Source organism: Segatella copri, assembly GCF_026015465.1.
GTDB classification, from domain to species: domain Bacteria; phylum Bacteroidota; class Bacteroidia; order Bacteroidales; family Bacteroidaceae; genus Prevotella; species Prevotella copri_E.
In genome coordinates this window covers 181,633-195,178 of sequence record NZ_JAPDUQ010000003.1, presented here as the reverse complement: position 1 = coordinate 195,178, position 13,546 = coordinate 181,633, and the positions used below count along the sequence as shown (strand labels likewise).

Annotated in this window: 5 protein-coding genes; all 5 read right to left on the bottom strand. The window is 46.9% G+C overall.

The genetic code is table 11. The features are described 5' to 3' along the window. Positions 1 to 13: 13 nt before the first annotated feature. Positions 14 to 3,265 (bottom strand): SusC/RagA family TonB-linked outer membrane protein, encoded by a 3,252-nt coding sequence (locus tag ONT08_RS11985; protein ID WP_264960032.1) that lies wholly within the window; start codon positions 3,263 to 3,265, stop codon positions 14 to 16. A 21-nt stretch (positions 3,266 to 3,286) separates the two neighbouring features. Next, entirely contained in the window at positions 3,287 to 5,083 is a 1,797-nt protein-coding gene (locus ONT08_RS11980) for a RagB/SusD family nutrient uptake outer membrane protein (RefSeq protein ID WP_203053336.1), read from the bottom strand. 27 nt (positions 5,084 to 5,110) lie between these two features. Next, positions 5,111 to 8,200 carry a SusC/RagA family TonB-linked outer membrane protein gene (locus ONT08_RS11975; RefSeq protein WP_264960031.1) on the bottom strand — a complete coding sequence of 1,030 codons (3,090 nt, stop codon included), beginning with the start codon at positions 8,198 to 8,200 and terminating at the stop codon, positions 5,111 to 5,113. A 41-nt stretch (positions 8,201 to 8,241) separates the two neighbouring features. Next, entirely contained in the window at positions 8,242 to 10,176 is a 1,935-nt protein-coding gene (locus tag ONT08_RS11970) for a glucanase (RefSeq protein WP_264960030.1), read from the bottom strand. 306 nt (positions 10,177 to 10,482) lie between these two features. Further along, positions 10,483 to 13,476, bottom strand: a complete 2,994-nt coding sequence (locus ONT08_RS11965) for a two-component regulator propeller domain-containing protein (protein WP_264960029.1) — start codon at positions 13,474 to 13,476, stop codon at positions 10,483 to 10,485. Positions 13,477 to 13,546: the final 70 nt, after the last annotated feature.

The window sequence follows — 13,546 nt, the reverse complement described above, 5'->3', positions numbered from 1 at the left end:
TTGATAAAATTGATTAGAAACCAATGTTAATACCAAATGTAAATGACTTTGTCTTTGGATACCACCAGCAGTAGCTCAATGGCTTCTCTGGGTCTACATCATCTGGTAGACTGCTAAAGGTAGCAATATTATAAGCGCTGAAGTAAACGCGGCACTTAGTCATCCACAACTTAGAAATCAACTTAGCAGGCAAAGAGTATCCTACCTCAATATTACGGATTGACCAGAAGTTACCATTACGTACCCAGATGTTGTTCTGGTAAGAGCCTGTAGCACGGTCTGAATCAACTGCATCGAATCCATTATAAACAGGACGTGGATAAGTAGCATTCACGTTGCGAGGATCAGAAGGGTCATCAGTATAGTAACCCCAAGCCTTTGTTACCTCATGGGTACCCATGTTACTCCATCCACTGTAGCTGATAGCTGGTGAAAGGAATACAGAGCGACGGAGATAAGCATTCACAATCATGCGTGCATCGAAACCCTTATACTCGAAACCGAAGTTGAAGGTTGGAATCATCTCAGGAATGATGGTGTATGAATCTGGTACCATATCCTTTGAGTCAATCACGCGGTCACCATTGATATCCTTGAACACCGCTGTACCCAACTGCTGTGCTCCATTAGAGAAGCTGTTGTATGGATACTTTTCCGGATGGTCGATAGCATCCTGCTGAGAGGTTGCAATCAGGTTTGGATCTGAAGCCCACTGGTCGAACTTATAGATGTTCCATCCACCCACACGGTTGGTACCTGTCTGAGCCTGCTCATAGAGTTCGGCTACCGAAGTGTTGTCATAGATTCTATGACCTGCCTTGCGCTGCCACTCTACATCTGGTGCAGTTTCATCGATATCGGTAATCTTGTTGGTATTGAAGGTAAGCTGCCCCTCGATGAAGTACTTGAAGTCCTTGCCGATATTGCCACGATGTCCGAGAACGAGTTCGTAACCGCGGCTTTCAACCTTACCATATGAATCCTGTGCTACAGGCACACCAAGTATGGTTTCTGGCACGGTTGAACGGGATACCAGGATGTTAGAACGCCACTCCTTGAAGACATCGAAGCTACCATAGAGTTTGCTGTTCCAGAGGTTCCAGTCAACACCGAGGTTTACCATCTTGGAGATTTCCCACTTACTGTTGATATTACCGGTCTTGCTCTCAGCATAGCCATTCACAAGAGTTCCGTTATAACCGAAACCATAACCGGTAGCTGTACCATAGATACTCTGATATGGGTAACGGCCTGCACCTGTAGATGACTGACCAGCCTCACCATAAGAAGCACGGAGCTTGAGAAGATTGACAAAGCCAAGTTTCTTCATCCAGGATTCCTCAGAGAGTACCCATCCTGCTGATGCACCCCAGAAGGTTCCCCAACGGTCGTCTGGTGAGAAGTTGTCACATCCCATACGAGAGAGGTTGACTGAGGCGATATACTTGTTGGCATAGTCGTATGTTCCCTGGAAGTTGTATGCCAGATATCGGTTTGAAGATGCACTCTGCTGGGTAGAGTAATCTGAACCTGCTTCCTCATTACGGTAGTAACGGGCAAAGGCACGGGCATCTACATTGTGCTTACCGAAACTGTTCTTATAACTTACACCACCAAACAGATTCAGGTTGTAGTAGTAACCACGCTGATTAGCTGATGGGTTGCTCAAAGCTGCCTTGGTTGTATATTTGGTATACTTGAACTGGCTGACATCGGTAACCGCCAGGTTATCGTAGTCGTAGTTCCATGAATCCATCTGAGCAGTCTGTGTTGACTCGAAAGTCTCGTATGCATCGAAGCTGACTGTACCGAACAAGCCTAAGCCCTTCAATACAGGACTCAAATCGTACTTGGCATTCAAGGTAGAATACAAGTTACGGCGACGGTTCTTCTCCAAACCGGAACCACCCAGGTAACGTACCGGGTTGTTGGCTGTAGATGAAGAATAGATACTTCCGTCAGGGTTATGGGTAGGAGCCATAGGGTTTGCCTCGATAACACCAAAGGTAACGAGGTTGAACACGCCCTCAGTAGGCTGAGAGATGTTATCAATACGTCCACCCAAGTCGAGAGATACATTCAGATACTTGGATACATCGATATCAATGTTAGAACGGAGATTCCAGCGGTTCAGTACGTGCTGAGTGCTGTAACCATCATTCATTTCAGTACCCTCGGTATTCCACATACCCTCCTGGCGCAGATAAGAAAAGCTTACATAGTAGCGGGCACGCTGGTTACCGCCACTAATCTGCAGGTTGGTGCGATACTGCGGTGCAGCTTCACGATACAACTGGTCTGCCCAAGATGTATTGAAGTACTGGTACTTGCGGATATCATCGTCAGCAAACGTTCCACCATCGCATACATACTTGTAGTTGTCGAGCTGCTCCTGGGTGTACATCGGATCCATACCGCTCAGATAGCGTACCTGGTTACGGGTCATCGCCATGTTGTAAGAGTTCTGAACCTCCATCTTGTTGGCGAGGGTCTGGAAACCGACTTCCTGAGTGAAATCAATCTTAGTCTTACCGGCATTACCGCGCTTGGTAGTAACCATAATCACACCATTGGCACCACGCATACCATAGATAGAAGAAGCGGCAGCATCCTTCAATACGGTGATGCTCTCGATAGGATAAGCATCGAGGAAGGAGAGGTCACGCTCTACGTTATCCACGATGATCAGTGGAGAACGGGCACTCTGGTTGGTGGTACGGATACCACGGATAAAGAGGAAGCTCTCCGACCATCCTGGCTCAGAAGACCACTCGTAGGTCTGCACACCATTCAGTGTTGAGGTGAAGGCATTCTGAAGAATAGTAACAGGATGCTTCTGCAATTCCTCGCCTGAAACAACCGAACGGGAATCTGTCAAGATTTTCTTTTTCTGCTCGCCGAAAGGAACAGGAGCGAGATGCTCATACTCGTCTGCATCATCTTCCATCTTGATGACGTATGTGCCATCAAAAGTGGTCACCTTCTCCTGAGCATTCTTGTAACCTACGCTACTAACGCAGATTTCATCGCTAGGAGTTACCTTCTTCAAGGTAAAGTAACCTTCCTTGTCGGTCAGGGCAATGCGGCTTTCCTCTGCCACGTTGACAACAGCTCCAGGGATTGGTTCACCCTGGCTGTTGACGATTCGGCCTTTGAGCACCTGCTCCTGTGCCAAGACTGAGCTTGAAGCACAGAGAAGTGCACTCAGCATCAAGACTTTGCTTGATGAAGATACCTTATTATATATATTCTGAATATTATTCATACGATTCTATCATTAAAAGAGTTATTCTTTCCAACCATCGTTCTGGAAGTCCTGACCAATCTTCCAAACCTCAGCCTCTGGGATTGGATAGAGGTAGAACTTGTCTTGCCACTTGCGCTTCTGGGCTACCTTACGGGTAATAGTGCCATCTGCTGCCACATCTACACCATAGATATCACGGCCGAGCGCATCGCCTGCTACGTTCCAGCGACGTACATCCCACCAGCGGTGCTCCTCGAAAGCAAGTTCGATGGTACGCTCCTTGTGGATGAAATTGCGCATAGCTGTCTGGGAATTCAAGTCTGCACGGTCGGCTACATTACCGATGATACCGCCACGATGACGAATCTGGTCGAGCAGGTTGCAAACCTGTGTCTTGTTGCCTGCATAGTCAGCCTCGTTCAATGCCTCAGCATAGTTCAGAAGCAGTTCGCTATAGGTAAAGATCTTCCAGAGGCGCTTGGCTGTACCGCTGTGGTTACTGCTCAGGATGGTCTCAGGAATATACTTGCGTACATAGTAACCTGTTGGAGTAGCATTCTGGTTGCCGATAGGATTATCGCGATGACCATAAACCACATCAATGACATTGGTCTTGGTGCTGGTAGCCTGACCCCACTCACAACCATTGTAAAGAATGGTAGCTGCGAGGCGTGGATCACGGTTCTTCCACATCTTCTGCTCTGTATAACCGCTCTCTTCGTTGATGACAGGCTTGCCGTTTACATAAACCGGAGCACCTGTTGCATCATACTGCTTGAAAGGAGCTGAACCATCTTCCATATCATACATATCTACGAGGTTCTGGCTTGGGCAAAGACCACCCTGTCCACCTTCACCTACAGGAGTATCGGTAGAAATACCGCTCCAACCGATGGCTACATCATTGCGGAAGAAGATAACCTCAGGGTTCTTGTCGGTATAAGTGTTGAGCAACCAGGCATTGTTGTAGGCTGCTACACCACCGTTGGTACGGTCTTCCAACTTATAGTTCTCACCATAGTCAGCGATGAAGCCCGCAGCTGCGTCTGCAGCCTGCTGCCAGGTAACACCGCTCTGTGCTGAGTAGCGTGGACTTGCCATGTAGAGCATCATGCGAACATAGAGGGCACGTGCTGTAGGCTGGTTTACCTCACCTGCATAGGTAGCATCGCTGGTCTCTGCGTAAGTCTTCAAACTGCTCTCGCATTCCTTCACCTCCTTGAAGAGATAATCCATGAAGGTCTTGAGGTCAGGGCGCTCTGTATAACCTGTCATCAGGTCACCGTTAGGGTCGAGCTCGGTTGTAACCAATGGCACCGGACCATAGCGGAGGAACAGTTCCCAGTAGAAATAGGCACGGAGGAAACGGGCCTCTGCAATATAGTTTGCCTTACGTGAATTGTAAAGTTCTACGTCAACATCTGCAGGGCGAAGCTTGTTCTCTGTGTCCTGCTCCAATGTGTTGATGGTGATATTGCACTTGCGGATACCACGATAGCGGCTCTCCCAAGGAGAAGTCAGCTCTGCTGCACCGCCACCTCCATAATAGTTACCGATATTGAATGTGGTACGTGTACCTGATGTACCGATACTTGACTCTGCCAGGTCGGTAGCTGCATCCATCCATGAGTTGTTCACACGGTTGGCACCGTGAAGCAGGAAGTTGTAAGTATCGTTGTGGTTCTCTTCCAACAGAGTGAAGTTACCCAACACCTCAGCTTTTGTCAACTCATTGCTTGGCTGCTTGTCGAGGAAATTGCCGAAGGCGTCTTCGCAAGAGGTGAGCGTCATTGCTCCCATAACGAGCGCCAAAGCAAATATACTATATTTCTTCATTTTCGATTCTTTTTGAATGTTCTTGAATTAGAATACGACATTGAAACCTACGTTGACGGTCTTCAAGAGTGGGTAACGGTTTGAACCGTTACTCTCCGGGTCAACCAAGTCGTCGAGATGATCCCATGTAAAGAGGTTGTTGGCATTGATGTAGAAGCGGACATTGCTCATACCGACATGCTTAATCAACTCCTTAGGGAATGTATAGCTCAACTCGATGTTCTTCAGACGGACGAATGAACCGTTCTTCAGGAAGAATGAGTTCTGGCGCTGGTTGTGGTCACCGTTGCTTCCGTAATGGAGCAATGGATATTCTGCTGTTGCCAGGTTCTCTGCCTCGCTCTTTGCAGGGTTCCAGCGGTTCAGGTGGATATCCTTTACCTTACCGTTGTTTTGGAAGGCGAACATCGCATCGCTGTCGTAGTAACGGGATACATGATCTACACCCTGGAACATTACTTCGAAACCGATGCCCTTATAGTTGGCGCCGAGTGTCAGAGCGTATGTGTTCTCTGGAATATCGCTGTAGCCGATGAATGTCTCATCACGGTCATCGATGAAGCCATCGTTATTCATATCCTTGTACTTCAGGTCACCAACCTTTACGTTTCCGTAGGTTGATACAGGGAAGTTAGGATTATCCAAGTCTGCCTGTGTTACGAAGCCCTCGCATACCAGACCGAAGTACTGGTTGATTGGGTGACCTTCGCGCTTGCGATAAGCGGTCTTGTAAGCAGGCTCATCCATATTCTTGATCTTGTTGGCTGCATGAGAGAAGGTTGCACCGATATTATAGGTGAAGTCCTTGCCGATGTGATTGAAGTGATGGAGTTCCAACTCGTAACCCTTGTTCTGGGTCTTACCGAGGTTTCCGGCTGCCATGGTTACACCTACCCACTGTGGACGGCTCAAGTACTCGGTCAGGATATCGTTACGGTTCTCAACGAAGTAGTCGAAGTTACCAGTCAGCATACCGTTGAACAAGCCGAACTCCAAACCTACGTTGAACTTCTTGGCACGCTCCCATGTTACACCATAGTTAGGATACTGGCTCTCGAAGATACCTGTCTGTCCCTTGTTTCCGAAGTAGTAATCGTTGGAAATCTGGTTCCACTTCTCCTCATAGAGGAAGCGCTGAGCCACACCACCTACGGTATATACGTCGTTACCAACCTCACCGTAAGATGCACGGATCTTCAAGTTGTTCAACCAGTTTTCTGTTGGCTTCATAAACTCTTCCTGAGTTACACGCCAACCGAGTGAGAATGCAGGGAAGAAACCGAAGCGCTTGCCCTTGAGGAAGTTCTCAGAACCGTTGTAACCAACGTTAACCTCAGCGAGATACTTGTCATCATAGCCGTAAGTTACACGACCTACGAGACCCTGATAGCGCTTAGCCAGGTCTGAGTTGTAACGGTAGTCGTTCTGGTTGTAAAGTACCATACCGGTAACATCGTGTTTACCAAACTTGCGGGCGTAGTTAATCTGACCCTCCATATAGAGTTTGTAAGTTGTAGAAGAACCCTTAGAGTAAGCCAGGTCGCCGTCTACATTATATTTGGTATAAGCATCTGCACTTGTAAAGTTGTTGCGGTCGTTCAATTCGTAGGTTGCAAAAGCTGCACCAAATGTCTTCTTATAATAAGAGTCGTAGTCGAACGAAACCATACCGCGGACAGAAAGACCAGGAGTCAACCAGTCCATCTTGTAATCAGCAATGAAGTTGGTCTCATTGATGGTATTGGTTCCGCGATAGTATCCACCCTTGGCAAGGGCAGCTACTACGTTGTCCTGATATACGGCTGTACCACCATAGAGAGTCTTGGTTGTCTCACCATTCTGTACCTCATAAGATACAGGGAAGATCCAACCTGGAGTATGGTTGATACGTGCGAAGATATCATAGTTGGTAGAACTCTCGTTGGTGTTAGAACCATGACGGTTCTCGAAACGTGTACCGAAGTTTACGCTGAATGTCAAATCCTTAGAGAGGAAGAAGTCCATGTTGGCACGGAAAGCGTAACGGTTGTAGCCTGGGCTTGAAGAGTTACCGTAGGTATCCTGGCTGAGGTTCTTGATCAGAGAACCCTGGTTGTAGATTTCACCAGAGACATAGTAGCGCATGCGCTTCGTACCACCACGTACACTTACATTATAGCGCTGAGAAGGAGCCCAGTTGTTGAGCACCTCATCATACCAGTCTACATTAGGATAGAGAAGCGCATCAGCACCTGTCAATTCGCCGGCACAGCTCTTGCGGTACATCTCGATGTCAGAAGCTGTATACTGTGATGGAAGACCATCGTTCTTCAAAGCCTCCTCAAGGAGAGTTACAGAGTCATAAGAGTTCAGATAGTGAGGCTTACGGGTTGGGGTACCCCACATGAAGTTGCTTGTCAAGCTAACCTCTGGCTTCATATCCTTACCACGCTTAGTAGTAACGAGGATGACACCATTCGCACCACGCACACCATAAACGGCTGTAGCAGAAGCATCCTTCAATACAGAGATGCTCTCGATATCATCAGGAGCTACCTGAGAGAAAGCACGTTCTACACCATCTACCATGACCAATGGAGCACCGTCGCCAGCGAAGGTAGCACGACCACGGATGTTGATGGTAGCGTCATCGGCACCAGGAGCACCAGATACCTGGGTTGTTACGACACCTGGAATCTTACCGGCAATAGCCTGTGTAACGTTGGCTGTAGGGGTATTCAAGAGGTCGTCTGAACTAACCTGAGAGATAGCACCTACGACACTCTCTTTCTTCTGATGACCGTAACCAACGACTACGACCTCATTGATTTTCTGACTTTCGTCCTTGAGAACCACCTTGATATTACGCTGATTGCCTACACGGATGTTCTGAGCAACCATACCGATATAAGAGATTTTCAAAGTAGCGTTCTCGTTCTTCACCTGAATCTTGAAGTTACCGTCGAAATCAGTAACAACACCATTGGTTGTCAATGCTTCCATAACAGTAGCACCGATGATAGGCTCACCCGATTCATCTGACACATTACCAGATACGGTAACCTGTGCTGATGCTCCTAAAGTAAGGAGCACCAGTGTCAGGGTCAAGAATAACTTATGCAATATGTTATTGTTCATTGTTTATTCTATTAATGTTATTGTTGAAGTTCAGCCTCCTTTTAATACAAAGGCTTTCCAATATAGCAAGCAGCAGGATCCATCACAAGATAAGAACCATCAACGATCAGGAAGGCACGGAGCATCTCATTGGCATCGCTGCAAGGAGCAGTGAATCTTTCGATGTAAACCTTGCCGTTAGTACAAGTCTCTACAGCTACCACCTTAATGTCTGTACCAGAACGGGAAATGGTCATATCCACCTTGGCACCCTCCATATTCTGGCGGAACTCAGCCCACTCATCATCATTGGCTGGATAACCTTCATTATCCCACTTTCCTGAGGCATAAGAACCACCCCAGCCATATGCATCACTACGGATAACAAAATACTCTGAATAATTACCACCAGCACGCTCATCATCGGTGCTGACACAGAGGTTCCAGTTGTTCCAGTTACCACCACCTGATGTATGGTTAGTGAAACCGAGGTGCAATGAAGCACCGGAAGGAATTTGGAAGTAATCAGAGAATTGTGTCCACCAAGCGGCTGAGCAATCAGAAGTTCCGATTTCGCTGGCTGTAACTTCTACAGCAGTCTGTGCCTGACACTCGTTGGTATCCATGACAAGATAAGAACCATCAACAATCAGGAAAGCACGGAGAACCTCATTGGCATCATTGCAAGGAGCAGTGAATCTTTCAGTGTAAACCTTGCCATTTGTACAAGTTGCCACTGCTACTACCTTGATATCTGTACCAGTACGGGAAATGGTCATATCTACCTTGGCACCCTCCATATTCTGGCGGAACTCAGCCCACTCATCATCGTTGGTTGGATAACCTTCATTATCCCACTTTCCTGAGGCATAAGAACCACCCCAGCCATATACATCGCTACGGATAACGAAGTACTCTAAGTAATTGCTACCATTACGTACATCATCTGTACTCAAACAGAGGTTCCAGTTGTTCCAGTTGCCAGCACCTGATGTATGGTTGGTAAACTTCAAGTGGATAGAACCATTTGCAGGAATACGATAGTAGTCAGAGAAGCTTGTCCACCAAGCAGCAGAGCAATCAGAAGTACCGATTTCGGTAGTAGGAGTACCATCCTCTTTCACAAACTCTACATTCTTGAAAGCTTCATCACCACCACCATTACCTCCAATGGTCTTGTTCCAGTCTTTCTCTTCCATCATGTTACGGATCAAGGTAACATTGTCGATAGATACGGTGTTGGTCTCTTCGGCTGTCAACTTGCTGTCTCCACCTATATATAAATAAGGTAAAGAGTTGATGGAATCAACCAAGGTCTTGTACTGGAAAGAGGTAGCACTTGATGATGTCTGATAACCAGAAAGGCTCTTCTTACCATCAACGTAGAGCTGGTAACCTTCAGTAGAAAGCTGAAGGGCTACGAAATGCCACTCATTAGGAGAGAGAATACCTGTCTTCACAGAAGCAGGATCATTCTCATTCAGGTTCAAACTCTGCAACTGGGTAGGCTTGTTGTAAACCACCTGACCATTGGCAGTGATATAGAAGTGAGCACTGATATCATTACCAGCAGCATCCTTCTCATCTGAACCAAATGAGATAAGAGGTCGGGTCAAGTCAACATCTGCGACTGTTCCGTCCTCAGCTACGGCTGCATCAATCTTTACAGCGAAAGTGATGGCAGCACCATTTTGCAACTTCACACCATTGAAAGGATTGGCAATCTTGGCACCACCCTTACCATTGATGTGCAATACATTACTTGCGAGGGTCTCATCATTGGTCACCTCACATGACTCATCGTGACTTATCATGTCTGAATACTCAGGTTTCTCTTCTGAATACTCAAAGTCATAAGTTGCCACTGTTGTCTTAGATGGGTAAATCTGTCCGCCAGCAGGATCATCCTGTCGGCCCCAGTCATCACCACAAGCAGTGAAACTTAATGCCACCATGATAGCACAAGCAAACGAAAGTAAAGTTTTTCTTAACTTCATAACTTAACGCCTTTAGGTTGTTTGTTTACTATTCAAATAGGTTATTTAAAATTCTTAAATCCTTTTTCAGTGGCAAAAGTACAATTAATCGGATTATATAGGGTGGACAAATGGGTTTTATAGGTGGACAAAACGTATAAACAGTGGATTTTTAAGGATATTACGTGCTTATCCACCAGTTGTGTACCCACACATACAAAACAAGGGGTTACTTGACCTATATCAAGTAACCCCTCGGTTTTATTTTATTTGCTTAACAAATTATCACATCCAGGAACATTATTTCTCCGAAGAATCCAAGGAGAACTATGCCATATCTGAACCCTGAGGATCCAACTGATCCTTATATGCAGTCGGCGAGATGCCAAACTGCTTGGTGAAGCAACGGGTGAAATACTTCGGATCGTTGAAGCCTACACGGTAGGCTATCTCCGTAATATTTCGGTTGGAAGTTTTATCAGCCATCATCTTGCGCGAGATGTCGAGACGGTAGTTGCGGATAAACTGGGCTGTTGGCAAACCTGTCTCCTTGGAGAGATTCTTGCTCAGTACACTGCGGGATATACCCAAGGCATCTGCCAGTTCCTGTACACCAAACTCCGAATTATCGTAATTCTTCTCCATCACATCCATCACTTCTTCCATGAATGGACGCGTATTCTCCTCTACCATCTTCCTGTCAGCCTCAATGCTCTTCTTCTGACTGTCCTGATAACGCTTCTGGTTCTGCAGAATCATCTGGATGCGACTCTGCAGCTTTTCAGGTTCATCACTTTCCTTCATCGCAGCCTCGATAGGACGGTACAGAGCCTCTACTTCCTCTTCGCGCATCTTGTTGAGACGGCGCACATAAGCATATTGGAGCAAGGCGATGATACCTATTATAATAAGGGAAACAAACCACCAGCTCTTCCAGAAATAAGGAGTAATCTGAACTTCTACAGAGATCACCTGCTCCTTGTCGGAATTGATAGATGGGATATATTTCACCTCAAACTTATAGTCTCCAGCTGGCAGAGTGGAATAACGCACACTATGCTGACCAGCCTTGAGTTGAACCCACTCATTCTCGTATCCCTTCATGCGATAAAGGTACACGCCCTGTGTCTCGCAGCCATAATTGAGCGCTGAGAAAAAGAGGGTGAACGACTTATCACTCTCATGGATACGCAACTTTCTGGCAATAGAAATGTCTTCTTCCAGATAATCGCTGCCGGCAAAGACAGGCTGGTTATCTACCAGAAGTTCGGTAAAGCACAACTTACCCGTCTGATGCACAGAACGGTTTATGCCCTTTACAGCCATCATACCCGCATCGGTGCCCAGGAATATCTCGCCCTTGGCATTGCGGATGGCTCCATTGAAATAGAACTGCGAACTGATCAGACCATCTTCACGGGAGAAACTGCAGAATGCCTCGGTCTTCGGATTGAAAATAGAGAGTCCATTATCCGTGGCTATCCACAACATACCCTGGTTATCCTCTACAATACCCTTCACGATATTGTTGGCAAGTCCGTTATTGGTGGTATACGACTTCACTTGAGTCTTTCCGTTTTTATCGCTGGTATAGCAATACAGACCGTAGCCGTTACTGCCCATCCATATCTTTCCATCCTTAGCCTGGCAGAAAGACAATATCTTATCGAAGACTCCACTCTTCGGATTGTCGAGTTTATACTGATGATACGTCACAGCGAAATCGCCCTTGCCATGAGCACGCGACTTGAGGTCGACCTCTACCATTCCCCGCACACAACCCATCAGAAGTTTGCCCTTTCGGGTTATCAGAGAACCGATGCAGCCGCGCACATTCAGGCATCCCCTGAAAGGTTCGATGAGTTGACGGCGCTTCATATCATAGAAGAAGAGACCATCATTGGTTCCGAGCCACATACCATCATTGATAGGATCGTAAGCCAAGGCACCGGCAAAGTTGAGTAAATGCTGATGCTTAGCATCTATCACCAGAGGAATAATCTTGCCCGGCTGACTGAGATTCATCACAGCAAAGCCCCTTCCCCAGGTACCAATCCAGAGCTGATTGCGGTTATCGGCTGCAAGAACCGAGACGGTATTATGCGGCAAACCGGAATTTGCCACCGTATAATGAACAAAGTTCATGCTGCCTGGAGTCAAGGCATTGAGACCTCCCTCTACTGTTCCTACCCACAGGGTTCCGTCGGCTGCCGCATACATGGCATTGACAGCATTAGGAGAGATACTGCCCGGGTTGGCGGGGTCGTGACGGTAGAATTCCAAATTCAGCTGACGTGGAGCCAGCTTGATAACACCACCTGTCTCGGAACCTACCCATATCTGTCCGTTCTTAGAGAAAAGACTGTTGATAAAGTTGCTGCTCAGCGGATTCACAGCCGTAGCAGTGTTCCAATGTTCTATCTCTCCGGTCTTATCATTGAAGATATCTACGCCACAGAGCGTTCCTACCAGAAGTTTGTCACCTGGAGAAACGGCAAGGCTCGTCACTACTTCGTGCTGGAGCGAATGGTCGGTAGCAGAGCAATGGAATTCCTGCTTTGCACTATTAAACAATCCGCGATTCGTACCCATCCATATCTTACCATGATAATAAATAAGCGCCCCCCCATACCGACCTTCGAGCGGAGGAAACAGGGATGAGATATTCTTTGCTACGAGCTGATTGTTCTTCACTGAGAACTCGCTCACCACTCCATTGTTGCATAATACAACCGTTCCTCTGCGATAGACATCACAGATTCCGAGGTCGGGAGCATTATAAGGATAGGATGTGGACAAGACGCTGTTCACCTCGCCCTTTTCGTTAAAGCCGAAACGGGTAAGCTGATTGACAGACAGCATCCATATATTGCCCTTTGCATCACAATATATTCGGGTGCAAAGGTTCTTGAATACTTTGTTGAGTTGTGCCTTTACCTGGCTGTTCTCACAAGGTGGAACAACAGGCTGCATCGTTTTGAGGTCGAGCACCTGCGGGCCTTCCTCGAAAGCTATCCAAAGGCGCTTGAACGAATCTTCGCAGACATTACGGCAACTGTTGCTTCGCAGACTGATACCTACAGACCCCAAACTGAAGTTCATGAAATTGAAACCATCGTAGCGTACCAGTCCACCACCATGCGTACTGATCCATACGAAGCCGTAAGAGTCCTGAAAGATATCATCAGCAAAATTATTCGGCATACCTGCAGCCATATTGAGATAGCTTACATTATAGCGACTAGGCAGCCCACCTTGCGCCCAACTGCTCAAGGTAACGATCAATGCTGCTATAAAGGTTAGAATGTATCTTCTAATCATTATTTTCCTTTCTTCCTGTCTTCTATTTTTGCATAGATGACCATACCAACTCCTAACAAAGCAAGAGCGA

Coding starts and splice junctions, on each gene's coding strand:
- ONT08_RS11985 (WP_264960032.1), bottom strand. CDS start 3,265: ATGAATAATATTCAGAATATATATAATAAGGTATCTTCATCAAGCAAA.
- ONT08_RS11980 (WP_203053336.1), bottom strand. CDS start 5,083: ATGAAGAAATATAGTATATTTGCTTTGGCGCTCGTTATGGGAGCAATG.
- ONT08_RS11975 (WP_264960031.1), bottom strand. CDS start 8,200: ATGAACAATAACATATTGCATAAGTTATTCTTGACCCTGACACTGGTG.
- ONT08_RS11970 (WP_264960030.1), bottom strand. CDS start 10,176: ATGAAGTTAAGAAAAACTTTACTTTCGTTTGCTTGTGCTATCATGGTG.
- ONT08_RS11965 (WP_264960029.1), bottom strand. CDS start 13,476: ATGATTAGAAGATACATTCTAACCTTTATAGCAGCATTGATCGTTACC.